Origin of the sequence: Pseudomonas sp. C1C7 (assembly GCF_013359595.1) — a bacterium.
In the GTDB taxonomy this organism is placed as follows: Bacteria; Pseudomonadota; Gammaproteobacteria; order Pseudomonadales; family Pseudomonadaceae; genus Aquipseudomonas.
In genome coordinates this window covers 111,168-134,217 of record NZ_JABFMP010000005.1, presented here as the reverse complement: position 1 = coordinate 134,217, position 23,050 = coordinate 111,168, and the positions used below count along the sequence as shown (strand labels likewise).

26 protein-coding genes are annotated in these 23,050 nt (G+C 61.3%); 13 read left to right on the top strand and 13 right to left on the bottom strand.

The window, feature by feature from the left end; translation table 11 throughout:
• Positions 1-25 precede the first annotated feature (25 nt).
• The 4 genes from HNO86_RS06380 to HNO86_RS06365 form a co-directional block, all read right to left on the bottom strand.
• Positions 26-397, bottom strand: a complete 372-nt coding sequence (locus HNO86_RS06380; protein WP_175376164.1) for a DUF2892 domain-containing protein — start codon at positions 395-397, stop codon at positions 26-28.
• A gap of 89 nt (positions 398-486) precedes the next feature.
• Positions 487-957, bottom strand: coding sequence for an RNA methyltransferase (locus HNO86_RS06375; protein ID WP_007911337.1), 471 nt, complete (start codon positions 955-957; stop codon positions 487-489).
• Positions 958-1,134: 177 nt separating this feature from the next.
• Positions 1,135-1,506: a YajD family HNH nuclease gene (locus HNO86_RS06370; RefSeq protein ID WP_175376163.1), complete on the bottom strand. Its 372-nt coding sequence runs from the start codon at positions 1,504-1,506 to the stop codon at positions 1,135-1,137.
• A gap of 49 nt (positions 1,507-1,555) precedes the next feature.
• Positions 1,556-2,242, bottom strand: a complete 687-nt coding sequence (locus tag HNO86_RS06365; protein ID WP_175376162.1) for a spermidine synthase — start codon at positions 2,240-2,242, stop codon at positions 1,556-1,558.
• Between the two features lie 96 nt (positions 2,243-2,338).
• On the opposite strand from HNO86_RS06365, the gene HNO86_RS06360 reads away from it, so the two are divergent.
• On the top strand, positions 2,339-2,632 hold the full coding sequence (locus HNO86_RS06360) for a hypothetical protein (RefSeq protein ID WP_175376161.1): 294 nt from the start codon (positions 2,339-2,341) through the stop codon (positions 2,630-2,632).
• On the opposite strand, the gene HNO86_RS06355 is transcribed toward HNO86_RS06360, so the two are convergent.
• Both HNO86_RS06355 and HNO86_RS06350 read right to left on the bottom strand, forming a co-directional pair.
• The gene (locus HNO86_RS06355; RefSeq protein WP_077046467.1) at positions 2,629-3,102 is read right to left on the bottom strand and encodes a cyclic nucleotide-binding domain-containing protein; all 474 of its coding nucleotides are present in this window, start codon (positions 3,100-3,102) and stop codon (positions 2,629-2,631) included. The genes HNO86_RS06360 and HNO86_RS06355 overlap by 4 nt on opposite strands.
• Before the next feature lie 211 nt (positions 3,103-3,313).
• Entirely contained in the window at positions 3,314-5,368 is a 2,055-nt protein-coding gene (locus HNO86_RS06350) for a S9 family peptidase (protein WP_175376160.1), read from the bottom strand.
• Positions 5,369-5,498: 130 nt separating this feature from the next.
• Between HNO86_RS06350 and HNO86_RS06345 the strand changes: the two genes are divergently transcribed.
• From HNO86_RS06345 to HNO86_RS06335, 3 genes are read left to right on the top strand one after another with little or no spacing between them, the layout of a single operon-like run.
• Positions 5,499-5,987 (top strand): MFS transporter, encoded by a 489-nt coding sequence (locus tag HNO86_RS06345; RefSeq protein ID WP_175376159.1) that lies wholly within the window; start codon positions 5,499-5,501, stop codon positions 5,985-5,987.
• Between the two features lie 32 nt (positions 5,988-6,019).
• Positions 6,020-6,796 (top strand): class II glutamine amidotransferase, encoded by a 777-nt coding sequence (locus HNO86_RS06340; RefSeq protein WP_175376158.1) that lies wholly within the window; start codon positions 6,020-6,022, stop codon positions 6,794-6,796.
• Between the two features lie 12 nt (positions 6,797-6,808).
• Complete coding sequence (locus tag HNO86_RS06335; RefSeq protein ID WP_175376157.1) at positions 6,809-7,354, top strand: DUF2937 family protein; 546 nt, start codon at positions 6,809-6,811, stop codon at positions 7,352-7,354.
• Positions 7,355-7,410: 56 nt separating this feature from the next.
• Here HNO86_RS06335 and HNO86_RS06330 read toward each other — a convergent pair whose 3' ends face one another.
• Positions 7,411-8,325: a LysR family transcriptional regulator gene (locus tag HNO86_RS06330; RefSeq protein WP_175376156.1), complete on the bottom strand. Its 915-nt coding sequence runs from the start codon at positions 8,323-8,325 to the stop codon at positions 7,411-7,413.
• Positions 8,326-8,471: 146 nt separating this feature from the next.
• Between HNO86_RS06330 and HNO86_RS06325 the strand changes: the two genes are divergently transcribed.
• The 4 genes from HNO86_RS06325 to HNO86_RS06310 all read left to right on the top strand — a co-directional run bounded on the left by HNO86_RS06325 (position 8,472) and on the right by HNO86_RS06310 (position 12,216).
• Positions 8,472-9,758, top strand: coding sequence for an MFS transporter (locus tag HNO86_RS06325; protein WP_175376155.1), 1,287 nt, complete (start codon positions 8,472-8,474; stop codon positions 9,756-9,758).
• An 87-nt stretch (positions 9,759-9,845) separates the two neighbouring features.
• On the top strand, positions 9,846-10,598 hold the full coding sequence (locus HNO86_RS06320) for a 5-oxoprolinase subunit PxpA (protein ID WP_175376154.1): 753 nt from the start codon (positions 9,846-9,848) through the stop codon (positions 10,596-10,598).
• Positions 10,595-11,299 carry a 5-oxoprolinase subunit PxpB gene (pxpB, locus tag HNO86_RS06315; RefSeq protein WP_175376153.1) on the top strand — a complete coding sequence of 235 codons (705 nt, stop codon included), beginning with the start codon at positions 10,595-10,597 and terminating at the stop codon, positions 11,297-11,299. Before HNO86_RS06320 ends, pxpB begins: the two co-directional genes overlap by 4 nt.
• Positions 11,296-12,216: a biotin-dependent carboxyltransferase family protein gene (locus HNO86_RS06310; protein ID WP_175376152.1), complete on the top strand. Its 921-nt coding sequence runs from the start codon at positions 11,296-11,298 to the stop codon at positions 12,214-12,216. Before pxpB ends, HNO86_RS06310 begins: the two co-directional genes overlap by 4 nt.
• A gap of 86 nt (positions 12,217-12,302) precedes the next feature.
• Here the strand turns inward: HNO86_RS06310 and HNO86_RS06305 are convergent, their stop codons facing one another.
• Together HNO86_RS06305 and HNO86_RS06300 are read right to left on the bottom strand one after the other, a co-directional pair.
• Positions 12,303-13,481, bottom strand: a complete 1,179-nt coding sequence (locus HNO86_RS06305) for a VWA domain-containing protein (protein WP_110966881.1) — start codon at positions 13,479-13,481, stop codon at positions 12,303-12,305.
• 11 nt (positions 13,482-13,492) lie between these two features.
• Entirely contained in the window at positions 13,493-14,338 is an 846-nt protein-coding gene (locus tag HNO86_RS06300; RefSeq protein WP_175376151.1) for a MoxR family ATPase, read from the bottom strand.
• A 210-nt stretch (positions 14,339-14,548) separates the two neighbouring features.
• On the opposite strand from HNO86_RS06300, the gene HNO86_RS06295 reads away from it, so the two are divergent.
• Both HNO86_RS06295 and HNO86_RS06290 read left to right on the top strand, forming a co-directional pair.
• Entirely contained in the window at positions 14,549-14,779 is a 231-nt protein-coding gene (locus tag HNO86_RS06295; RefSeq protein WP_175376150.1) for a DUF4160 domain-containing protein, read from the top strand.
• Complete coding sequence (locus tag HNO86_RS06290) at positions 14,767-15,267, top strand: DUF2442 domain-containing protein (RefSeq protein ID WP_175376149.1); 501 nt, start codon at positions 14,767-14,769, stop codon at positions 15,265-15,267. The genes HNO86_RS06295 and HNO86_RS06290 overlap by 13 nt, the downstream gene beginning before the upstream one ends.
• Here the strand turns inward: HNO86_RS06290 and HNO86_RS06285 are convergent.
• Positions 15,264-16,340: a DUF748 domain-containing protein gene (locus tag HNO86_RS06285; protein WP_175376148.1), complete on the bottom strand. Its 1,077-nt coding sequence runs from the start codon at positions 16,338-16,340 to the stop codon at positions 15,264-15,266. The genes HNO86_RS06290 and HNO86_RS06285 overlap by 4 nt on opposite strands.
• Positions 16,341-16,466: 126 nt before the next feature.
• Between HNO86_RS06285 and cysK the strand changes: the two genes are divergently transcribed.
• From cysK to HNO86_RS06270, 3 genes are all read left to right on the top strand, one after another.
• Entirely contained in the window at positions 16,467-17,441 is a 975-nt protein-coding gene (gene cysK, locus HNO86_RS06280; protein WP_175376147.1) for a cysteine synthase A, read from the top strand.
• A 231-nt stretch (positions 17,442-17,672) separates the two neighbouring features.
• Positions 17,673-18,611 carry an aspartyl/asparaginyl beta-hydroxylase domain-containing protein gene (locus HNO86_RS06275; RefSeq protein WP_175376146.1) on the top strand — a complete coding sequence of 313 codons (939 nt, stop codon included), beginning with the start codon at positions 17,673-17,675 and terminating at the stop codon, positions 18,609-18,611.
• Positions 18,612-19,018: 407 nt separating this feature from the next.
• Complete coding sequence (locus HNO86_RS06270; RefSeq protein WP_175376145.1) at positions 19,019-19,882, top strand: DMT family transporter; 864 nt, start codon at positions 19,019-19,021, stop codon at positions 19,880-19,882.
• Positions 19,883-19,930: 48 nt separating this feature from the next.
• Here HNO86_RS06270 and HNO86_RS06265 read toward each other — a convergent pair whose 3' ends face one another.
• The 3 genes from HNO86_RS06265 to HNO86_RS06255 form a co-directional block, all read right to left on the bottom strand.
• Entirely contained in the window at positions 19,931-20,872 is a 942-nt protein-coding gene (locus HNO86_RS06265) for a LysR family transcriptional regulator (protein WP_175376144.1), read from the bottom strand.
• Between the two features lie 69 nt (positions 20,873-20,941).
• Positions 20,942-22,471, bottom strand: coding sequence for a tripartite tricarboxylate transporter permease (locus tag HNO86_RS06260; RefSeq protein WP_175376143.1), 1,530 nt, complete (start codon positions 22,469-22,471; stop codon positions 20,942-20,944).
• The gene (locus HNO86_RS06255) at positions 22,468-23,001 is read right to left on the bottom strand and encodes a tripartite tricarboxylate transporter TctB family protein (RefSeq protein WP_175376142.1); all 534 of its coding nucleotides are present in this window, start codon (positions 22,999-23,001) and stop codon (positions 22,468-22,470) included. The genes HNO86_RS06260 and HNO86_RS06255 overlap by 4 nt, the downstream gene beginning before the upstream one ends.
• Between the last annotated feature and the right edge of the window lie 49 nt (positions 23,002-23,050).

Below are 23,050 nucleotides of genomic sequence, written 5' to 3'. Positions count from 1 at the left end.
GCCGCAGGCTGCGATCTTTTCGCTTTTACGGTTTAGGCGATTTCAACGAATCATTGCCGGTAACCGTCGCCGTCCTGGTCGCCGCCTCGGCATTGGCCTTCAACTGGCTCAGTTCTTCACCCGCCCGCTGAATCTTCGCCCGCACGTTGTTCATGTCCTGACGGCTTTTCTCCAGCAGGCTTTTCGCCGAGCTATGGCCGGTGATGCCGCGAGCCAGGGCGACGCCGCCGATGGCCACCTGAATCAAGCCGAAGATACCGCCACGACGCAGGCCCTTGCCGACCATTACCACGCCACCGGCCAGGGAGCCTAGGCGTTCCCAGCCCTGAACGTTGTGCTCCGAAGGGCTCTGGAACGGGGTGGAATCGATGCGTTCTACGCGTTTGAGTTCGCTCATGATCTGTCTCCAGGCAGTGGGGCTTTGGTAGGTCGATATTCAAGCTGACTGCCGATCTTGCCCGCTCGTTCCATCCAATGTTGCGCAAATCAGCGGAATTTCGGCCCCGAGCGGGTATTCAGGCCCTTGGCCATGCGATCGTAAAGCACGACGTTGACCGTGGCAGCCAGGTTCATGCAGCCGGTGGTGGGGATGTAGACCACGTCTTCGCACCAGTCGCGGATTTCCTTGTCGAGCGAGCCGTCTTCCGGGCCGAAGATGTACAGCGCGCGGTCCGGGTGGGTGTACTCGGGAAGCGGGCGGGCGCCCTCGACCAGCTCCACGGCAACCGGTACGCAATTGAGCGGCAGGATCTTTTTCAGGTCGTCGATGCCGATCAGCGGGATGTCGTAGTGGACGCGCTTGGTATCGGTGACGAAGTCGGCGGCGCGCTCATAGCGCTTGCCGGTGTAGAACACCGACGCCACGCCATAACAGCCAGCGGCGCGCATCACGGAACCGACGTTCTCCGGTGATTTGGGGTTGTACAAACCGATGCAGCTGTAGCGTTTGTCTGCCACTTGCGGGGTGCCTTTGGGAAAAAAGCGCGATTATACGGGGATTGGGGGAGGGGTGGTCAGTTTGAGATTGGTGGTGTCAGGAAGTCGTTCGCTGGCAAGCCTCGCTCCTACGGATTGCGTATTACCTGTAGGAGCGAGGCTGGCCCGCGAAGAGGCCAGTAAGGCCTGCAGAGATCTTCAGTCTTCTTTCTTCATCATCCCGGCCAACGCCGCAAAGGGATTGTGCGTCGCCTTGGCGATCTTCGGCGTGCTCAGCGAGCCTTCGCCGAAGTACTGCTGGTCGGTATAGCGCGAATGTTCGTTGTCATGGCAGTACAGGCACAGCAGCTCCCAGTTCGATCCGTCCTGCGGATTGTTGTCGTGGTTGTGATCGCGGTGGTGCACGGTCAGCTCGCTCAGGCGCTTGCCGGAGAATTCCCGGGCGCAGCGGCCGCACACGTGCGGGTACATCTTCAGGGCCTTGTCGCGGTAGCCCATTTCCTTGTCGCGCTGGTTGTCGGCCAGGATGCGATCCAGCTTCGACGTGTTGGTTGGGGTGGACGAACTCATGGGTTCACCTTTGTAAAAGACTAATGACGGTTATACAGCAGAGTTTAGCTCAGCCCTTGAGCTTCTCGGCAATCCAGATGGTGTGGCGGGTGCCGCGGTTGCCGTGGGCGAAGACCTGAACTTCCTCGGCCTTGAAACCGGCTTTTTTCAGTTTGTCGGAAAAATGCCGGTCGGCGCTGGCCGACCAGACCGCCAGCACGCCTTTGGGGCGCAGGGCCCTGGCGCACGCGGCCAGGCCTTCGGATGAATAGAGCCAGCTGTTGGTTTTGCGGGTCAGGCCTTCGGGGCCGTTGTCGACGTCGAGCATGATCGCGTCGAAGCCTTGCGGCTCGGCCTGCAAGACCTTGGCCACGTCTTCCATGCGGATGACAGTGCGCGGGTCCAGCAAGGGTTTACCGGCTTTTTCACCCAGTGGGCCGCGGTTCCACTCAACCACGCCAGGTACCAGTTCGGCGACCACCACTTCGGCGGTCTTGCCCAGATGCTTGAGCGCCGAGGCGAGGGTGAAACCCATGCCGAGACCACCGATCAACACCCGGGAATTGGGGCGTCCGGCGACCTTGCGGCAAGGAATCTCGGCCAAGGCATCCTCGGAGCCGTGCATGCGCGTGTTCATCAGTTGCCCGCCGTCACCGCCCTGGATCTTGATGACGAAATCCTCACCGTATTCGAACAGGCACAGAGCACCGCCGTTCTCGGGAATTGGGGTGGTGTCGAGCAGTACGAAACGTTTCATGGGGTTCACTTGAGGAGAAAATGGCGGCAGGAGGGAAGGCAAACGGACGCAGTTGGGAGTAGCCTGCACATGACAACAAGGCCAACGGAGTCATTGATGAAGCGCACCATTCTAACGGTCATTGCTATGGCCGCGCTCTCGATTACTGCAGTGCAAGCCGCCCAGCCGCTGCAAGTCACGCCCGTCAGTCCAGCACCGATGCCCGGTTCCCCAGGCACCGCTACACCCACACCGTACCCGCAGATCACCCCGGCGGTTGTTCCTAAAGTCGGAGCCGGCAGTGGCGGCCCACCCCTGGTGCCGATCGATATGCCCAGCCCGCCCACCAAGGATCAACCGGTTCCGGGAATCGAGCAGAATCCGCCCAAGGTCAAGTCGCCCGGCGGTTAAACCTGCTGCGACAGCAGTTGCCCGTCGACCATGCGCAAGCGCTTGGAAAGGGACACGGCGAGGGCGCGGATGATCTTGGCGGCGATCTTCGGGGCGTCGTTGAGCATTTTTTCCAGTGAATCTTTGCCCAGGTTGAGCAACTGACAGTTGCTCGCCGCCACGCAGCTTGCCGAGCGGCGTTCGCCGTCGAGTACCGCCATCTCACCGAACGAGCGGCCGCTGCGCAGGGTGGCGATGGTCACCAGTTGGCCGTCGCTGGTGGTTTTTTGCACAGCCACCTGGCCGGTGTGGATGATGCACATGAAGCTGCCGGCATCCCCCTCATGGAAAATCTCTTCGCCTTGGGCAATGGTGCTGATACTGAAATAGCCCGAGGCCGCGGCAAAGTCCGCCGGCAACAGCTGGTTGAACAGGCCGCAGTCCATCAGCCAGTCGCGGATTTCGTTGTTCAGCAAGGTCGTTTCTGACATGTCGTGCGGTCTTTTTTGTAATTCGAACCGAAATTCTTCCCCCTGCAGGAGCCGAGCTTGCTCGCGATGGTCGCCAACGATAACGCTGGGAGCCTGACACCCCGCGGCGTTTTTGAATCCATCGCGAGCAAGCTCGCTCCTACGGGAGGGCGGTAATGTTGTATCGGCGTGTGGTGCCGGGAATTAAGACAGGCACCTTAAGCCAAGTTCCTCAGGCGATCCCCAGAACCTTGAACAAAAATGCATATTCGAGCGCTACGTCACGCAATCCCTGGTAGCGACCACTCATCCCGCCATGCCCGGCGCCCAGTTCGGTCTTGAGCAGCAGCAGATTGTCGTCGGTCTTGGTCGCGCGCAACCTGGCCACCCACTTGGCCGCCTCCCAGTACTGAACGCGGCTGTCGTTGTAGCCGGCGATCACCAGCGTCGCAGGATACGCCTGCGCGGTGACATTTTCGTACGGCGCGTAGGCCTTGATCCGAGCGTACACGTCCGGCTCCTGCGGATTGCCCCACTCGTCGTATTCGGTAACGGTCAGCGGCAGGTCCGGATCGAGCATGGTGTTGAGCGCGTCGACGAACGGTACTTCGGCCACGGCGGCGCCAAACAGCTCCGGGCGTTGATTGAGCACGGCGCCGATTAACAGACCGCCGGCGCTGCCGCCGCTGATCGCCAACTGCGGCGCGGTGGTCAAACCGGAAGCGATCAGATGTTCGGCGCAGGCAATGAAGTCGCTGAAGGTGTTGTGCTTGTGTTCCTGCTTGCCGGCGCGATACCAGGCTTCACCCAGCTCGCCGCCGCCGCGCACATGGGCAATGGCAAACGCCACGCCGCGATCGAGCAGGCTCAGGCGCGCATGGGAAAACCACGGGTCGAGGCTCTGTCCGTAGGCGCCGTAACCGTACAGATACAGCGGCGTCGGCTTGCCGAGGGCTTCGCGCTTGACCACGAAACTGATCGGCACCTGGGTGCCATCCGGCGCGGTGGCCCACAGGCGCTGGCTGACGTAGGCATCGGCGTCGAACGGGCCGAGCACCGGGGTTTCCTTGAGGACTTTCTGCTCGCCGTTGACCAGTTCGAGCTGGCGGATCTGCGCCGGACGGTTCAACGCTTCGTAGCGCAGGCGAATCCGCTGGCTTTCGAATTCAAGGCTGTTCTGCACATGCAGGCTGTAGGCCGCGTCCGGCAGTTGTACCCGGTAGCTTGGCAAGTCCTGTGGGTGAACTTCGATGATCGGCAAGCCGCCTTCGCGCAGGCTCAACGTCAGGGCGCCGGCGTTCAGGCTCAGGCCGTCGATCATCACCGTATCGCTATGGGCAATCAGGTTTTGCCAGGTGGATTCGACGGGGGCGACGCCGGTATCGGCGGCGGTGTACAGGGCGAAGTTGATGCCGTCGCGGTTGGTGCGGATGAACCAGGTCCATTGGCCGTCCAGTACGCCGTGGTCGACATCGTAATCATGGTCTTCGACCCGTGGCGCGATGCAGGTAAAGGCCTGCTGCGGCTGGTTGGCGTCCAGCACCCAGATTTCACTGGTGGTCTTGCTGCCCACCGACAACAGCAATTGCTGCTCGGAGCTTGAGCGGTAGCAATGCATGAAGAAGCGACCGTCCGGCTCGTGGAACACCTCTTCGGCGGCCGTGCCGTCCAGGCGGTAGCGCAGCAGTTTGTGCGGGCGGTGGGTGTCGTCCAGCTCGCCGAAAAACAGGGTCAGGCTGTCGTTGGCCCAGGTCATGCTGCCGTCGCAGTCCTGGAACTCCAGTTCGCTGACACGGCCGTCGGACAATTCCTTCACGAACAGCGTGTAGATCTCGTCGCCCGTGGAATCGATGCTGTAGGCCAGGCGCTGGTGGTCCGGGCTGATGCTGAACGCGCCCAGGGAGAAGAAACCGCCATTGGCCAGCACGTTCGGGTCCAGCAGCAACTGTTCCCGGCTTTCGTCGAGGGTCAGGCTGTCATCGGCCGGGCGCGGGCAGCGGTAGTGGCGGGCGTATTCGTCGCCGGCGGTGGTGCGGGTGTAATACAGGTACGGGCCCCAGGGCGAGGGCAGGGACAGGTCGGTTTCGAGAATCCGGCCCTTGATCTGCTGGAACAACGTCTCGCGCAACTCGGCCTGATCGGCGGTTTGTGCTTCCTGGTAGCTGTTTTCGGCCTTGAGGTAGTCGAGCACCGCCGCGGTGTCGCGCTCCTGCAGCCAGGCATAGGGGTCAGAGCCTTCGGCCTTGTGGGCGATCGGGGGGAGGGGGGCGTTCGCTGATAAGGACATGAATGGCTCTCGGACAAGATACGGAATTGGGGTTTCGCAACCTGTGACTGGCTCGGCAGGCATAGGTGCAGCCTGACGTGCGAAAAGCCGTTATCATAAGCGCCAATTTGCCTGCCATGCCACGGACACCATGACCGAGAACGACTATCTGATCGCCTGGGGCCTTTATGCCTTTGCCGCTTTGGGCTGCCTGTTGGTGTGGATGCGCCTGACCCGCTGGATGTGGCGCTGGTTGCGCGAGCCGCTGCGGGTGCTGATGGCGGTGCTGCTGTTCAGCCCGACCATCATCGACCCGGTCAAGGAAAAACTTGCCCCGGCCGTTGCCATTACCGCCCTGGACCTGTTGTTCAAGGTCGGCAACAACGCCTGGCGGGCGATTTCCGACCTGTTCATGTACGGCATGATCGCTTTCGCCATCTATCTGGTGTTCGTGGCGATCCGCTTTCCCATCGAGCGCGCTTCCAACGCTCGCAAGGCCCAGGCTGCCGCCGCCAAGGCTGCGGCCCAGGCCGATGACCGGGAAGACGATCAACCCTTCGGCGGCGCCGGCGATGATCGCTACGGTCGTCCGCCGGTTCCGAGCAATCCCCAGCGTATGCGGGTCGAGCCCCGTCTGTAATCCTGCCCCTGGCTTCAAGCGAGAGTCCGAGCATGTGTGAGTTATTGGGCATGAGCGCCAATGTCCCGACCGATATCGTGTTCAGCTTCACCGGGCTGATGCAGCGCGGCGGGCGCACCGGTCCGCACCGCGATGGCTGGGGCATCGCTTTCTACGAAGGCCGGGGCTTGCGCCTGTTTCAGGACCCGGCGGCGAGCAGCGAGTCGGAAGTGGCGAACCTGGTGCAGCGCTACCCGATCAAGAGCGAAGTGGTGATCGGTCACATTCGCCAGGCCAACGTCGGCAAGGTCTGCCTGTCCAACACCCATCCGTTCGTCCGCGAGTTGTGGGGCCGCAACTGGTGTTTCGCCCACAACGGCCAGTTGGCGGACTTCCAGCCAATCACCCGTTTCTACCGTCCTGTCGGGGACACCGACAGCGAGGCGGCGTTCTGCGATCTGCTCAACCGCGTGCGTGCCGCGTTCCCGGAGCCGGTGGAGGTCGAGGAGCTGCTGCCGGATCTGGTGGCCGCCTGCGCCGAATACCGCAGCAAAGGCGTATTCAACTGCCTGCTCAGCGATGGCGACTGGCTGTTCTGCTATTGCTCGACCAAGCTGGCGCAGATCACCCGCCGTGCCCCGTTCGGCCCGGCGCGCTTGAAGGATGTCGATGTGATCGTCGATTTCCAGGCCGAAACCACGCCCAACGACGTGGTCACGGTCATCGCCACCGAACCTCTCACCGAAAACGAAACCTGGACCCGCTACGAGCCGGGCCAATGGAGCCTGTGGCGACGCGGTGAATGCGTCAGCCAGGGTATGACCGAATAAGGACCTGTTCCCATGTTGCTCAGTTATCTACGGCTGGTGTTGTTTGCGGCGGGCCTGTTGATCGGTGTCCAGGTGCCGGGGTTCATCAACGACTACGCCAAGCGGGTCGAAGCGCATCTGATTGAGGCGCAGGCCGGCTTGAGCGGCTTCCAGAACACCGCCAACCAGTTCTTCAAGGGCGATATGCAGGCCTTGGTGGCCCATTACCGGGCCAGCGAAGACCCGATCTTTCGCAGCGACGCCGAGAGCCTGAACAACCTGCTGACCCGCCAGGTCGCACTGGACAAGCAGTTCCAGGCGATGCAGGGCCCGTGGTACATCCGCTTTCTGCAAGTGGTGCTGGCCGCCGATCCGGACATCCGCAAGGAAACCTGGAACGGCTACAGCTACCAGATCCTGCTGACGCCTGAAGCGATGATCTGGGGCATGAGCGGCGCGCTGCTGTTGTCGTTCGGCATCGAGTGCCTGTTTCGGTTGATCGACTGGGTGGTGCTGGGCGGCAAGCGCCAGCGTCAGAGCCGGCCGATCGAAGAGCGGGATGCTCGCGGTCTGGAATGACTGACAGGCGCTAACCTGTGGGAGCGAGCAAGCCCGCTCCCACAGGATCAAGAAAATCAGCGCGCCAGGGTGATGTAACGCTCACCCACCCTGCGCGCATACCCCTCCAGCACCTGCTGACACAGCGCCACAATCTCCTCGACCCATTCCGCGCCCACCCGCCACGACACCACCACCTGCAGATCCGGCGGGCGCTGGTCGATGTCCAGCAGGGTCAGTTCCCCGCGGGCCAGTTCCTCGGCCACCAGCACTGGCGGCAGGGCGCCAATCCCGAAGCCGTCGCGCAGCAGGCGGGTGATCGCCGACACCGAATTCACGCAGCTCAGCCTCGGCGCCATGACGCCGTTGGCCTGCATCAAAGCGAGCACTTCCTGATGGGGATGGGAGTTTTTCGAGTAGGTGATGATCCGTTCATTGCCAAGGTCGGCGACGCCTGCGTATTCGCGGTTGTACAGCGAATTGCTGGCGGCGATCCAGCCGATCGGGTGGCTGGCCAGTTCCAGGCTTCGCACGCTTTCCTGGCGCAACAGGTCGGTTTGCAGGGCCACATCGAGAAAACCTTTTTGCAGCTGATCGCAGAGGTTCAGCGACGTATCGGCCACCAGCTCGATTTCGAGCAGCGGATAGTGATCGGTGATCTGCGCCACCAGCGGGCTGAGCCAGGTGTGGATCACCGTGTCCATGACCCCGATCCGCACGCGCCCGGCCTTGCTCGAACGGGTCTCGATCGACTGCTTGAGCGCCTGCATGGTGTCCATCATCTGCTCGGCGTAATCGAGCACTTTCAGGCCTTCCGGCGTCAGGCTCACGCCTCGGGAATCGCGCACGAACAGCTTCACGCCCAGTTCGCTTTCGAGCACGGCGATGCGGCTGGAGATCGACGCCTGGGTGGTGAAGAGCTTGTCGGCGGTCAGGCGAAAACTCTTGAGGCGGGCGACCCAGACGAAGGTCTCGAGAAACTTCAGGTTCATGGGATAAAAATTTCTTATGTCTAAGGCGGGTTTTTATTAGTTGGACGCGACGGGGCCGCGCACCCAAAAATCAGGCCATCCGGTTCCCACGATAGGCGTCGTCGGGGCTCAGAACAATACCAATAAAATCAGCGCGGAGATTTGCCATGAGTGCGCCCGACACCACCGCCATCCCGAAAGTCACGGCTCGCCCCGGACCTTTCGACTGGTATCGCAACATCAATCAGCAGGAACGCCGCACCTTCTGGAGCTGCAAGATCGGCTATGGCCTGGACGGCATGGACACCCAGATGCTCAGCTTCGTGGTGCCGACCCTGATTGCCATGTGGGGCATCACCACCGGCCAGGCCGGGCTGATTCACACCAGCACCCTGATCGCCTCGGCCATCGGCGGCTGGGTGGCGGGGATTCTCTCCGACCGCATCGGCCGGGTGCGTACGTTGCAACTGACCGTGCTGTGGTTTGCCTTCTTCACCTTCCTCTGTGGTTTTGCCCAGAACTATGAACAACTGCTGATCGCCCGGACCCTGATGGGCTTCGGCTTCGGCGGTGAGTGGACGGCCGGTGCGGTGCTGATCGGTGAAGTCATCCGCGCCCAGGACCGAGGCAAGGCCGTGGGCATGGTGCAATCCGGCTGGGCGCTGGGTTGGGGCCTGACGGCAATTCTGTATGCGCTGCTGTTCTCGGTCCTGCCGCCGGATGATGCCTGGCGCGCACTGTTCATCCTCGGCATCGTCCCGGCGGTGTTCGTGATTTTCGTCCGCCGTCTGGTCAAGGATCCGGAAATCTACCGCGAAGCCAAGGCCAAGGAAGCCCCGAGCAATCCGTCGAAGTTCTACGAGATCTTCGCCCCGGGCATGCTCTTCACCACCATTCGCGCATCCTTGCTGACCACCGGTGCACTGGGTGGCTACTACGCGATCACTTCCTGGTTGCCGACTTTTCTGAAGAACGAGCGGGGCCTGAGCGTACTGGGTACGGGCGGTTATCTGGCGATGGTGATCATCGGTTCCTACGTCGGTTACGTCATCAGCGCCTATCTGACCGACATCCTCGGTCGGAAAAAGAACTTCATCCTGTTCGCGGTCGGTTCGTTCACCATCGTCCTGCTGTACACGCAGATGCCGGTCAGCAATGGCGTGATGCTGTGGCTGGGTTTCCCGCTGGGCTTCTTCGCCTCGGGGATTTTCAGCGGCATGGGCGCGTTCCTCACCGAGTTGTTCCCGACGCGGATTCGCGGTTCGGGCCAGGGATTCTGCTACAACATCGGCCGGGCACTGGCGGCGTTGTTCCCGCTGCTGATCGGCCTGCTCAGCCAGAAAGTGCCGCTGAGCGTCGGCATCGGGTCCTTCGCCGCGGTGTCCTACGGCGTGGTGATCCTCGCGGCCCTGAGCCTGCCGGAAACCCGTGGCAAGCAACTCGACGCGCAATGACTCGAAGTCGGTAACTGTTAATCTGCGGGTCTGTCTGACGGATATGTCCCGCAGCAAAAAAGAATAAAACCTACAGGAGTGTTCATCGTGAGCCGCCTGCTATTGAATTGCGACATCGGCGAGAGTTTCGGCAACTGGACCATGGGTCTGGACGCGGAAGTCATGCCCTTCATCGATTGCGCCAACATCGCCTGCGGTTTCCATGCGGGCGACCCGAGTATCATGCGCAAGACCGTCAGCCTGGCCCTCAGACACGGCGTGCAGATCGGCGCTCATCCGGCCTATCAGGACCTGGTGGGGTTCGGTCGTCGCTCCATGGCCTACGCCGCCCAGGAACTTCAGGACATCCTGCACTACCAGATCGGCGCCCTCGACGGCATCTGCCGCGCCCAGGGCGGGCGGGTCAACTACGTCAAACCCCACGGCGCGATGTACAACGACATGATGGCCAACCCGGCGCAACTGCGTGCGGTGCTGCAGGCCGTAGCCGCCTATGATCGCAGCCTGCCTTTGATGTTGATGGCGACCAAAGACAACAGCGCGGCGCAGCGACTGGGTGACGAGTATGGCGTGACCCTCTGGTTCGAAGCCTTCGCCGACCGCGCCTACGACAGTGCCGGCATGCTGGTTTCCCGAAGCCTGCCAGGAGCGGTGCATCACGAGTCGGAGAAAATCATCGGTCAGGCCCTGACGATCGCCCGTGGCGAGCACCTCACCGCCAGCGACGGCAGCGCTCTGCATTTGCAGGCCAATACCCTTTGCGTGCACGGCGACAACGCCAGTTCGGTGGCGGCCGTGCAACGCATCCGTCAGGCCCTGAACGAGCAGAGCGCGTCATGAAACTGCGGGTGGAAGTGGTCGCGCTCGATTGCCTGATGGTGCGCCTGTTCGATGAAATCGCCGAAGCCAACATGCCCTGGATGCTGGCGGCCAGCGAAAGCCTGCGGACCGCATTTGGCGCGCAGTTGATCGATCTGGTGCCGTCCTACACGACCTTGATGGTGCATTACGACCTGACCGCGTTGAGTCCGTCCCAGGCCCGGGAATTGATTGCCGAGGCCTTGATCGATCTGTCGCCCAACGCCCGCACCCGTGGCGCCTGCCATGTATTGCCGGTGTGGTACGACTTGAGCGTGGGGCCGGAGTTGACGCTGCTGTCACAGCGCAGCGGGCTGGCGGTGGAGGAGGTGATCCGTCGTCACAGCGAGCGTGAGTACCAGGTGTTCGCCCTGGGTTTCGCACCGGGGTTCGCTTTCATGGGGCTGGTGGAAGAAGTGCTCGCCGCTCCGCGCCTGAACACCCCGCGCAAGAAAGTCGCCGCTGGCAGCGTCGGCATCGCCGAGCGACAGACGGCGGCCTATCCGGTGGTGTCGCCGGGCGGCTGGAACCTGATCGGCCGCACCCCGGCCAAACTGTTCGACCGCAACCGTGACGGCTACAGCCTGATGCAACCGGGCGACACCGTGCGCTTCGAAGCGGTCGGGCATGCCGAGTTCATCAACCTGGGCGGTGATGACACGCCACTGGAGGCCCTGGCATGAGCCGTCTGACGATTGAGGCGAGTACGCCATTGTGTCTGCTGCAGGACGCCGGCCGTTTCGGCGTGCGCCATCTGGGGGTGACCCAGGGTGGCGGGCTGGATTGGTGCTCGATGTCCTGGGCCAACTGGCTGCTGGGCAACGGGCTCGACGCGCCGGTGATCGAGATCACCTTGGGCGGTTTTTCCGTGGTGGCGCAGGACGATTGCGTGCTGGCGCTGGCCGGTGCTGATCTTGGCGCGCAACTGGACGGCGAACCGCTGGCACCGTGGCGCAGTTTCAGGTTGGGCAAAGGCCAGCGCCTGCAATTCACCCAACCCTTGCTCGGGGCTCGCGCCTATCTGGCGGCCCCCGGCGGTTTTGAAGCGCCCAAGGTGTTGGGCAGCAGCGCAACCGTGGTGCGTGAAGAGCTGGGTGGGCTGGATGGCATGGGCCGTGCGCTGGGCAAGGGCGCGCAACTGAGCTATTCGGGCAATTCAGTGATGTTGCTGCGTGCTTTGACCCCGGAGCAGCAGCCCGACCTGAGCCTGGATGCGCCGCTGGACTTGATACTCGGTGCGCAAATCGGTGAGTTCAGCGGGCAGAGCCTGTTCGATGCGTTCAACAGCGAGTGGAACCTCGACAGCCGTGGCGACCGGATGGGGATTCGGTTGTTGGGCACGGCGTTGCAGTATCAGGGCAAGCCGATGATTTCCGAGGGTATTGCGTTGGGTGCGGTTCAGGTGCCGCCGGACGGGCAGCCGATTGTGTTGCTCAATGATCGGCAGACCATCGGCGGGTATCCAAGGCTGGGGGCGTTGACACCGTTGGCGCTGGCCCGGTTGGCGCAGTGTCTGCCTGGAACGTCGGTGCGGTTGCGGCCGGTGGTGCAGGAGGTTGCACATCGTGAGCAGGTCGAGTATCTGCAGCGCTTCAGGTAAAGATCAAAAGATCGCAGCCTTCGGCAGCTCCTACAGAGATCGGTGTAGGCGCTGCCGAAGGCTGCGATCTTTTTTGGCCGGCGAATTTACTTGGACAAAAACCGCATCCCTTCCTCCAACCCCCGCAAGGTCAGCGGATACATCTGATCCTCGATCAAATCTCGCACGATGTTGGTCGATGAGGTGTAGCCCCAGGTGTCTTTCGGATACGGGTTGATCCAGATGAGCTTCTTGTACTTCTCCTTGAAGCGCTGCATCCACACATACCCGGCTTCCTCGTTCCAGTGCTCGACGCTGCCGCCCGGCTGGGTGATTTCATAGGGCGCCATGGCGGCGTCGCCGATGAAGATCACTTTGTAGTCGGCACCGTACTTGTGTAGCAGGTCCATGGTCGAGGTGCGCTCGGAGGTGCGACGCATGTTGTTCTTCCACACCGATTCATAAATGAAATTGTGGAAGTAGAAGTACTCCAGATGCTTGAACTCGGTCTTGCAGGCCGAGAACAGTTCCTCGCAGATCTTCACGTGGGCGTCCATCGAGCCGCCGATGTCGAACAGCAACAGCAGTTTGACCGTGTTGCGCCGTTCCGGGCGCATCTGGATGTTCAAAAGGCCGGCGTCCTTGGCGGTGTGGTCGATGGTGCCGTCGATATCCAGCTCCTCCGCCGCACCCTGGCGGGCAAACTTGCGCAGACGGCGCAGGGCGACCTTGATGTTGCGCGTGCCAAGCTCCACCGAATCATCGAGGTTCTTGTACTCGCGCTGGTCCCAGACCTTGACCGCCTTGCCCTGACGCTTGCCGGCATCACCGACCCGAATGCCTTCCGGGTTGAAACCGCCGGAGCCGAACGGGCTGGTGCCACCGGTGCCGATCCACTTGTTGCCGCCGGCGTGGCGTTCCTTCTGCTCTTCCAGGCGTTTCTTGAACTCTTCGATCAGCTTGTCCAGGCCGCCGAGGGACTGGATCGCCGCGCGCTCTTCGTCGGTCAGCGAACGCTCGAACTCTTTGCGCAACCAGTCTTCCGGAATCAGGGCCTGCAAGTGGTCGTCGAGTTTGTCCAGGCCATTGAAGTAGGCACCGAAGGCCCGGTCGAACTTGTCGAAATGCCGTTCGTCCTTCACCAGGATCGCCCGGGACAGGTAGTAGAACTCGTCCATGTCCGCGAAGGTCACGCGCTGCTTGAGCGCGTTGATCAGGTCCAGCAGCTCGCGCACCGAAACCGGTACCTTGGCTGCGCGCATTTCATTGAACAGGTTGAGCAACATGGTGTTGACCCTTATCGAGCGCCGCGACGACTCATGAACGCCAGACGCTCGAGCAGTTGCACGTCCTGTTCGTTTTTCACCAGGGCGCCGGCCAGCGGCGGGATGGCCTTGGTCGGATCGCGTTCGCGCAGCACGGCTTCACCGATGTTGTCGGCCATCAGCAGCTTGAGCCAGTCCACCAGTTCCGAAGTCGAAGGTTTTTTCTTCAGGCCCGGCACCTTGCGCACGTCGAAGAACACGTCCAGCGCTTCGCTGACCAGGTCTTTCTTGATGTCCGGGTAGTGCACGTCGACGATTTTCTGCAGGGTGGTGCGGTCGGGGAAGGCGATGTAGTGGAAGAAGCAGCGGCGCAGGAAGGCGTCCGGCAGCTCTTTCTCGTTGTTGGAGGTAATGATGATGATCGGACGCTTCTTGGCCTTGATGGTCTCGTCGATCTCGTAAACGTAGAACTCCATCTTGTCGAGTTCTTGCAGCAGGTCGTTGGGGAACTCGATGTCGGCCTTGTCGATCTCGTCGATCAGCAGGATCACCCGCTCCTCGGACTCGAAGGCTTCCCAGAGCTTGCCCTTCTTCAGGTAGTTGCGAACGTCGTGAACCTTGTCCACGCCCAGCTGCGAATCGCGCAGACGGCTGACCGCGTCGTACTCGTACAGGCCCTGGTGAGCCTTGGTGGTGGATTTGATGTGCCAGGTAATCAGCTTGGCGCCAAAGGATTCGGCCAGCTGCTCGGCGAGCATGGTCTTGCCGGTGCCTGGTTCGCCCTTGACCAGCAACGGCCGCTCCAGGGTGATGGCGGCGTTGACCGCCAGCTTCAGGTCATCGGTGGCGACGTAGGCCTGGGTGCCTTCGAACTTCATCTGCTAATCCTCGAACGGTTTATGCCGACCTGAGCGAGGCAGGGCGGGGCGCAATAACAACAAATAGTCAGCCCCGACTATAACGCGGTGTCCGGTCGACTGTGAACGCAGACGGCTTATTCAGTCTCTGAATGGAGCGTCACATCTTGACTCAGTCTCGGCGGCTCGCCAGTATTGAGATATCGCCATTTTGGCGATAGCTTGCGGCGCATGTCTACCAAATACCGATTTCGCGATACGTACCGCATTCAGTTGCGTGAAAAGGACCATCCACCACCCCATGTCCACCTCACCGGTGGCGGGCTGGATGTCATGCTGAGCCTGGAAACCATCGAAGTGATGAGAGGCAAGGCGCCACCGCTGATCATCAAGGAAGCACTGGAGTGGGTAAGGGCCCATCAGATGCAATTACTGGAGGATTGGAAACGATGTTACCCATGAAGCGACCAAGGTTGACCAAGGTTCAGGCGCTGCCGGGTTATCGCCTGGCTCTGACCTTTATCGACGGTCAGCAACTGACCCTTGACCTGACCCAAGACTTGCAAGCCTATCCGGGGCTGCAACCGTTGCATGGCGACGCCTTCAATAGCGCCGAATTGGGCGACGATGGCTGGAGTGTCGAATGGCCTGGACTGGACATACAGATCGGTGCCGACACCCTGTACCTGGATGCGCTGGCGCAAAACGCATCGGATGAAAACACCCGTATCTTCATCGACTGGCGCGCCCGCACCGGGCTGCCACTAAGCCAAGCCGCAGAGGCGTTGGGCGTCAGTACCAGAAGCATCAGTCGCTACAGCAGCGGTCGCGAAGCGGTCCCACGCTCGCTGGCCTTGGCTTGCCTGGGATGGGATTTCCTGCAACAACAAGCGAATCAGCCACGAGCGGCGGAACAAACCGGTCGTTATGTCGTTACTCGCAAGCATTAACCGGCATCCGGCTTCGGCCGTTCATAACGGGCATTGAAAGCCTGAATGAATCCGTTGCGTAAAATCTGCAAAAACGCTTCGAACGCGCTGATATCTCGCTGGTGTACGCTGCCGCTGAGCTCGACGCGCGTGGCGAACTGGTTTTTCCCCTGGTTTTTCAGGACGGTTTCGGTTCCTCCCACCAACGCTTCCCATACTGAGCGGAACAGGCCCTTCTTCTCGTTTTCCACGTCCTGCTGCCAATTGAACACATCGACATCACGCAGCAACGGCTTGATGTAGCCGGTGAGCTGGCCTTTGGTGGATTTGGCTTCTATCACCACGTCGCCGTGACCGGCATTGAAGTCAAATTTGCCGTAGGCCGAGGCGAAGTCATTCAGGCGTTTGAGCTGGATGTCGGTGGCGCGCAGGCGAAACTCGAAATCCTCGAAGTTGCTCAGCGGGTCGAAGGTGGCATTGGTTTCCAGTGGCGCATGGCCCAGCAATAGGGCCTTGCCTTCAAAGCGGGCATCGCGCTTGCCTTCTTTGTCCACCACGTTGGTCAGGTTGTAAATATTGGCGTCGATCTTCGTCGCGTTCATGTTCACAGGCGGCTTGGAGTTGAAGTTGCGAAAGCTGATTTTGCCGTCATCGATCCGCACTTCATCCAGGGTAATGGGCAGCAATTTCCCCAGCTGGGCGCGCCAGTCGGTGCCTTCACCGGTTTGCGAGTTCTTTTTATTGGCGCCGCCGTCGACGAAGTTCACCTCGGGATTGACGAACCTCACCTTGGCCACCACCGCATGGTCGTACCAGAGCGAATGCCAACTGACGGACAGATCGATCAACGGTGCATTGACGAAAGGCACCGGCACCTTGCCTTCGACCTTGACGATTTTCAGGCCATTGATCTTGTACGCGCCGCGCCACAGGGCCAGGTCCACGTCGGCGATCTGGCCGCGGTAATCGCCCATGTTGGCCAACCGCTCATTGAGGTAATCGCGCACCAGAAAGGGCAGGGCGAAGTGCAGGGCAATCAGCAGCGCAACGAGGCCGGCGAGGGTCCACATGGGCCAGCGGTATCGACGTTTCATGCTCGCAAATCTCTGGCAATCTAAAGCCATTGACTGCGCTGATACCCGGACGTTCGACCCGACTGGACGACCAAGGGCAACAGGCTTACCTTTGTGCGCTATCGAATGCTGTATCAAGGACACTTCATGAGCCGTATCTTCGCTGACAACGCCCATTCCATCGGCAACACGCCGCTGGTGCAGATCAACCGTATCGCACCGCGTGGTGTGACCATTCTGGCCAAGATCGAAGGGCGAAACCCCGGTTACTCGGTCAAGTGCCGGATTGGCGCGAACATGATCTGGGACGCCGAAAGCACCGGCAAACTCAAGCCTGGCATGACCATCGTCGAGCCAACCTCCGGCAACACCGGCATTGGTCTGGCCTTCGTGGCCGCGGCGCGGGGCTACAAGTTGATGTTGACCATGCCGTCGTCGATGAGCATCGAGCGACGCAAGGTGCTCAAGGCTCTGGGGGCGGAATTGGTGCTGACCGAGCCGGCCAAGGGCATGAAAGGCGCGATCGAGAAAGCCGGTGAAATCGTTGCCAGCGATCCGTCCAAGTACTTCATGCCGGCGCAGTTCGACAACCCGGCCAACCCGGCCATCCATGAAAAGACCACCGGTCCCGAAATCTGGAACGACACTGACGGCGCGGTCGACGTTCTGGTGTCAGGCGTCGGAACAGGCGGAACCATCACCGGTGTATCGCGGTATATCAAGAATACCCAGGGCAAACCGATTCTCTCGGTGGCGGTAGAGCCGACGGTTTCGCCGGTGATCACCCAGACTCTGGCAGGTGACGAGGTCAAGCCGAGCCCGCACAAGATCCAGGGTATCGGTGCCGGTTTCGTGCCGAAGAACCTGGACCTGTCGATCGTCGACCGCGTGGAGTTGGTCAGCGACGACGAGTCCAAGGCCATGGCTCTGCGCCTGATGCAGGAAGAAGGGATTTTGTGTGGCATCTCCTGCGGCGCGGCGATGGCGGTGGCGGTTCGTCTGGCCGAGACACCGGAAATGCAGGGCAAGACGATCGTGGTGATCCTGCCGGACTCCGGTGAGCGCTACCTGTCGAGCATGCTGTTCAGCGACCTGTTCACCGATCAGGAGAATCAGCAGTAAGGGTTTGACGATCACGCGCTGTGGCGAAGGGTTCGCCACAGTGTCGGACTTTTGGGTGGATCAGATCAGCCGACGTTCAGGCATCGCATGTTAATAAAGGCTTTATTGCGTATTTATTGATACAGAATGTTGGGGCAGACGGTTTTTCCCTGAAGTCGGTCGTGTTTATATGCCGACAGCAATGTCGGGCAAATGGCGTTGTGCAAAGTGTCTGTTACCAAGGAGTTGTTGATGACCTTATCCCTTGCCGCGAAGGCCTCGTTGTTGCTGCTGTTTCTGGGCAGCACCCTCTATGTGCATTTGCGGGGCAAGGCGCGATTGCCGGTTCTGCGCCAGTTCGTCAACCATTCGGCCCTGTTCGCCCCCTACAACGCCCTGATGTACCTGTTCTCCGGCGTTCCTTCCAAACCCTACCTGGACCGCAGCAAATTCCCCGAGCTGGACGTGCTCAAGGACAACTGGGAAGTCATTCGCGACGAAGCGATGCATTTGTTCGACGAGGGTTACATTCGCGCCGCCGAGAAGAACAATGACGCCGGGTTCGGCTCGTTCTTCAAGAAAGGCTGGAAGCGTTTCTACCTCAAGTGGTACGACAGACCCCTGCCTTCGGCCGAACTGCTGTGCCCGAAAACCGTGGAACTGGTCAGCGCCATTCCAAACGTCAAGGGCGCGATGTTCGCGCTGTTGCCGGGCAACAGCCACCTCAACCCCCACCGCGATCCCTTCGCCGGTTCCCTGCGTTATCACCTGGGCCTTTCGACGCCCAACTCCGACGACTGCCGCATCTTCGTCGACGGCCAGGTCTACGCCTGGCGCGACGGTGAGGACGTGATGTTCGACGAGACTTACGTACACTGGGTCAAGAACGAAACGGACAAGACCCGGGTCATCCTGTTCTGCGACATCGAACGCCCCCTGAGCAATCGCCTGATGACCCGCATCAACCGCACGATCAGCGCGTTCCTCGGTCGCGCCACGGCACCACAGAATCTGGACGATGAGCGCGTCGGCGGGATCAACAAAGCCTACGCCTGGAGCAAGAACTCCAGCGACAAGGTCAGTGGAGTGGTCAAGCAGTGGAAGCGGCGCAACCCCAAGGCCTACCGGGTGTTGCGGCCGGTGCTGGCGGTGGTGGTGCTGACGTTGTTGGGATATTGGCTGTTTGGGTAGCGTCTACTACCGAATGAAAAACGCTCCCCCGTAGGAGAGCGTTTTTTCGTTTTGCCCAAGTCATTGCAATTCATGTCACCCGCTGGTTATAGTCGGCGCTCGGGTGTCTCTCGGCACACCCTCCACCTCATCAAAAAGATCAGCCCATGCCTGCATCCCTCATCAACGCGGTAGTCGATTCAGCGGTCAACGCTGGCGTCGTGCCGTGCGGGAATCAGCAGCCTGTGCAGATCAGTCATTACCCCCCTCCTGTCAGTCGCACTCCAGTGTGCGCGGTGGTTTCACCGCCGGGTGTTGGCATTCGGGGCTGATCGGCGTTTTCTGCTGATCCCTGCCGCCCGCCTGAAACAACGACTGAATTTCAGCTTCGGCTGAGTTGGCTTTTTGCCTGACTACAGGTGGTATTCATGTTTGCTTTTTCCAGACAGTCCGCGCTCGCGGCGACTTCCACGAGCCTGTTCGTCCTGCTGTGGAGCAGCGGGGCGATTTTCTCCAAATGGGGCCTGGCTCACGCATCCCCCTTTGCCTTTCTGCTGTTTCGCTTTGTCATCGCCCTGTGCGGGCTGGTGTTGCTGGTGCCGTTGCTCAAGCTGAAGTTGCCCAAGGGCGGGAAACCGATGCAGTACGCGATGGCCACCGGGGTGGTGTTGCTGGGGGCTTATCAGATTTTCTATCTGCTGGCCCTGGACCTGAAGGTGACGCCAGGGGTGATGGCGACCATCATGGGCGTTCAGCCGATTCTCACGGTGGTGATCATGGAGCGTCAGCGCTCGGCCAGCCGGATTTTCGGGCTGTGCCTGGGGTTGGCCGGCTTGATCATGGTGGTGTATCAGGGCATTGGCCTTGCCGGCATGTCGCTGGCCGGGATGCTCTTTGGTTTGCTGGCGCTGGCGAGCATGACGTTCGGCTCGATCATGCAAAAGCGCATCACTGAAAATCCCCTCGGCACGATGCCTGTGCAGTACCTCGCGGGATTGCTGCTGTGCGGAATCTTCGTGCCGTTCCAGCCGTTTCATTTCGAGCACAACACGGGGTTTGTCGTGCCAGTGCTGTGGATGGGACTGGTGGTGTCGGTGCTGGCGACCCTGCTGCTGTATCGCCTGATCGCCCGGGGCAATCTGGTGAATGTCACCAGCCTGTTTTACCTGGTGCCGGCGGTGACGGCGGTGATGGACTACCTGATTTTCGGCAACAAGCTGGCGGCGTTGAGCCTGCTGGGCATGGTGCTGATCATCGTCGGTCTGGCCTTCGTTTTCCGTAAGAGCGCTTAAATCAGGCAACCCGAAAAAGGCCCGGTGCATTGATTGCACCGGGCCTTTTCATTTGGCTAGCGTATGCTCGGCGCGCACCGAATGCATGAACGCCTGCATCGCCGACGATTGAATGCGATGACGGCGGGTGATCAAGCCATAAGGGGGCAACCGTGCCTCGAACTTGATCGGCAATACCGCCAGCAAGTCGCGCCCCGGGTAATCCTCGACCACCGACACCGGCGTCACGCCGAGCATGTCGGTCTGCTGGATCAGCGAGAGCAGGGTCATGATCGAAGTGGTCTCGACGATGCTGCTGGGGATGTCGACCCGCGCGTTGTGGAACACCTGATTGATGATCGCGCGCATTGGGCTTGGATGCTGTTGCAGTACCCACGTCTGGTTCTGCAATTCGGCCCAGCTCAACTGGGTTTCCCGCGCCAGCGGATTCTGCGCGCCGCAGATCACGCACAGGGCTTCTTCGCCCAGGCTGTCGAAGAGCAATTCCTCGGCCCTTGCCCCGACCGGGATTCGCCCCAGCACCACGTCCAGTTGATCCTGCAGCAGCGCCTGCACCAGCACGTCGCTGGTGTCGACCTGAATGCTCATGGACAGTCGTGGATGGCTCTGTTTCAAGGTCGCGATAGTGCGGGTCAACAGCCCCGACGCCAAAGCCGGAATGGCGCCGACCGCCACCCGGCCCAGGTTGCCGGATTCCAGGGCCACCAGTTCCTCGCGCATGCCGCTCAGTTCGGCGAAGACCATGCGCGCGTAGTAGATGACGGTTTCCCCGAACGGGGTGGAGCGCATGCCCCGAGGCAGGCGCTCGAAGAGTTCGACACCGAGCAGGTCCTCGGCTTCGTGCAGCATTTTGGTCGCTGCCGGCTGGGTCATGCCGATGTGGTCGGCGGCGCGGCGCAGCGAGCCGAACTCCTGTAGCGCCAGCATCAGGCGCAGTTGGCGCAGACGCAGACGGCTGTGGATCACATTGGCAACAGGAATTCGGGTCATGGGCCGCGCTCGCAGAAAAGACTGCGGCAAGCCTGACAACAAATGTCAGGCGTTGCCAGCATTGCTGTGTCACAGCACCGATTTTGCCTTGGCGGCTGGGGATTTGCGCAGGCCGATCAGGGTTTGCAGCGCTTTGGAAATCATCGGCCAGAACAGCATCAGCAGGGCGGCCGTGGTCAGGCTGCCCACCAACGGGTTGGACCAGAAGATTCCCAGTTGCCCATCCGAGAACAGCATCGACTGACGGAACGCGTCTTCCGCCTTGTCGCCCAACACCGCCGCCAGCACCAGCGGCGCGATCGGGTAGCCGAGTTTCTTGAACAGGTAACCCAGTGCGCCGAAGCCGAGCATCAGCACCACGTCGAAGAACGAGTTGTGCACCGAGTAGGCACCGATGGCGCAGACCATGATGATGATCGGCGCGATGATCGAGAACGGAATGCGCAGGATCGAGGCGAACAGCGGTACGGTCGCCAACACCCCGATCAGACTCACCACGTTGCCCAGGTACATGCTCGCGATCAGGCCCCAGACAAAATCGTGCTGTTCAACGAACAACGTCGGGCCAGGGTGCAGGCCCCAGATCATCAGGCCACCGAGCATCACCGCGGCTGTGGCCGAACCCGGAATGCCCAGGGTCAGCATCGGCAGCAGGGCGCTGGTGCCGGCGGCGTGGTCGGCGGTTTCCGGGGCGATCACCCCTTCGACTTCGCCCTTGCCGAAGCTATCGCGATTCTTCGAGAAGCGCCGGGCCAGGCTGTAGCTCATGAACGATGCCGCGGTCGGGCCACCGGGGGTGATGCCCATCCAGCAACCGACCAGGGTGCTGCGCACGATCGTCCACCAATAGCGCGGCAGTTTTGCCCAGGTGCGCAGAATCACCATCGGCGTAATCCGCGCATGCTCGCCACGGAACACCAGGCCTTCCTCCACGGTGCAGAGGATTTCGCCGATGCCGAACAGTCCGATCACCGCCACTTCGAAGCTGATGCCGGTCATCAGGATCGGCTGGTCGAAGGTCAGGCGCAGGTTGCCGGACACGGTGTCCATGCCGACCGCCGCCATGGCGAAGCCGATCATCATCGCCACCACGGTTTTCAGCGGCGGGTTCTTGCTCATGCCGATGAAGGTGCAGAACGCCAACAGATACACCGCGAAGAACTCCGGTGAGCTGAAGGACATGGCGAACTCGGCAATGCGGGTCGACAGGAAGGTCAGCAGCATGACGCCGCACAGCGCGCCGATCAGCGCTGAGCTGAACGCGGCGGTCAGGGCTTCGGCGGCGCGGCCTTCGCGGGCCATCGGGTAGCCGTCGAAGGTCGTCGCCACCGATGAGGGTTCACCGGGTATGTTGAACAGAATGGAGGTGATCGATCCGCCGAACAACGCCCCCCAATACATGCACGACAGCAAAATGATCGCCGACACCGGCGACATGGTGAACGTCAGCGGCAGCAGCAGTGCCACGCCGTTGGGGGCGCCAAGGCCGGGCAACACGCCGACCAGAATGCCCAGCAGCACGCCGACCACCATCAGGCCGATGTGGCCCGGCGTGAGGATCAGGTTCATGCCTTGCAGCAGGGAATCGAATTCGCTCATTTGAAATGTCTCCAGGCCAGGGCAATACCGTCGCCCAGGGGACCTGCATCCAGCGGGACCTTGAACCACAGCGCGAAGACCAGATAGCTGAACAGCGCCGCGCCCAGCGAAACACTGGCGATCATCCACTTGCCATAGGGTTTGGCGCGCACGGTGTCACGCCACATGAACCAGGCGATGAACACCGCAGACGCGATGTAGATCCCGGTGAACGGCATGGCGCCGACGAACAGGGCAATCGGCACAAACACCGACATCACCTGGCGGAACGCGCTGCGGCTGACGAACGCCACGCTCAGGGCCTGCCAGCGCACCAGCGCCAATACGCCATTGGCGACGCTGGCGGCGCACAACAGCAGGCCGATGTAGAAGGGGAAGTAACCCGGCTCGGGGCCGGCGTCGCCCCAGCCGATGCCTTGTTCGTGGCTGCCGAACATCACCACCACGCCAAGCACGGTGGTGAACAGCGCCAGGCCGAGTTCGACCCAGCGGGTGCCGACCAGCGCCGGTGAATCCGAAGAATGGGACATGAAAACGTCTCCAGCAGAGGACGGCCGCCCGCAGGCGAGCGGCCGGACA

Coding starts and splice junctions, on each gene's coding strand:
- HNO86_RS06380 (WP_175376164.1), bottom strand. CDS start 397: ATGAGCGAACTCAAACGCGTAGAACGCATCGATTCCACCCCGTTCCAG.
- HNO86_RS06370 (WP_175376163.1), bottom strand. CDS start 1,506: ATGAGTTCGTCCACCCCAACCAACACGTCGAAGCTGGATCGCATCCTG.
- HNO86_RS06365 (WP_175376162.1), bottom strand. CDS start 2,242: ATGAAACGTTTCGTACTGCTCGACACCACCCCAATTCCCGAGAACGGC.
- HNO86_RS06360 (WP_175376161.1), top strand. CDS start 2,339: ATGAAGCGCACCATTCTAACGGTCATTGCTATGGCCGCGCTCTCGATT.
- HNO86_RS06355 (WP_077046467.1), bottom strand. CDS start 3,102: ATGTCAGAAACGACCTTGCTGAACAACGAAATCCGCGACTGGCTGATG.
- HNO86_RS06350 (WP_175376160.1), bottom strand. CDS start 5,368: ATGTCCTTATCAGCGAACGCCCCCCTCCCCCCGATCGCCCACAAGGCC.
- HNO86_RS06345 (WP_175376159.1), top strand. CDS start 5,499: ATGACCGAGAACGACTATCTGATCGCCTGGGGCCTTTATGCCTTTGCC.
- HNO86_RS06340 (WP_175376158.1), top strand. CDS start 6,020: ATGTGTGAGTTATTGGGCATGAGCGCCAATGTCCCGACCGATATCGTG.
- HNO86_RS06335 (WP_175376157.1), top strand. CDS start 6,809: ATGTTGCTCAGTTATCTACGGCTGGTGTTGTTTGCGGCGGGCCTGTTG.
- HNO86_RS06330 (WP_175376156.1), bottom strand. CDS start 8,325: ATGAACCTGAAGTTTCTCGAGACCTTCGTCTGGGTCGCCCGCCTCAAG.
- HNO86_RS06325 (WP_175376155.1), top strand. CDS start 8,472: ATGAGTGCGCCCGACACCACCGCCATCCCGAAAGTCACGGCTCGCCCC.
- pxpB (WP_175376153.1), top strand. CDS start 10,595: ATGAAACTGCGGGTGGAAGTGGTCGCGCTCGATTGCCTGATGGTGCGC.
- HNO86_RS06310 (WP_175376152.1), top strand. CDS start 11,296: ATGAGCCGTCTGACGATTGAGGCGAGTACGCCATTGTGTCTGCTGCAG.
- HNO86_RS06305 (WP_110966881.1), bottom strand. CDS start 13,481: ATGTTGCTCAACCTGTTCAATGAAATGCGCGCAGCCAAGGTACCGGTT.
- HNO86_RS06300 (WP_175376151.1), bottom strand. CDS start 14,338: ATGAAGTTCGAAGGCACCCAGGCCTACGTCGCCACCGATGACCTGAAG.
- HNO86_RS06295 (WP_175376150.1), top strand. CDS start 14,549: ATGTCTACCAAATACCGATTTCGCGATACGTACCGCATTCAGTTGCGT.
- HNO86_RS06290 (WP_175376149.1), top strand. CDS start 14,767: ATGTTACCCATGAAGCGACCAAGGTTGACCAAGGTTCAGGCGCTGCCG.
- HNO86_RS06285 (WP_175376148.1), bottom strand. CDS start 16,340: ATGAAACGTCGATACCGCTGGCCCATGTGGACCCTCGCCGGCCTCGTT.
- cysK (WP_175376147.1), top strand. CDS start 16,467: ATGAGCCGTATCTTCGCTGACAACGCCCATTCCATCGGCAACACGCCG.
- HNO86_RS06275 (WP_175376146.1), top strand. CDS start 17,673: ATGACCTTATCCCTTGCCGCGAAGGCCTCGTTGTTGCTGCTGTTTCTG.
- HNO86_RS06270 (WP_175376145.1), top strand. CDS start 19,019: ATGTTTGCTTTTTCCAGACAGTCCGCGCTCGCGGCGACTTCCACGAGC.
- HNO86_RS06265 (WP_175376144.1), bottom strand. CDS start 20,872: ATGACCCGAATTCCTGTTGCCAATGTGATCCACAGCCGTCTGCGTCTG.
- HNO86_RS06260 (WP_175376143.1), bottom strand. CDS start 22,471: ATGAGCGAATTCGATTCCCTGCTGCAAGGCATGAACCTGATCCTCACG.
- HNO86_RS06255 (WP_175376142.1), bottom strand. CDS start 23,001: ATGTCCCATTCTTCGGATTCACCGGCGCTGGTCGGCACCCGCTGGGTC.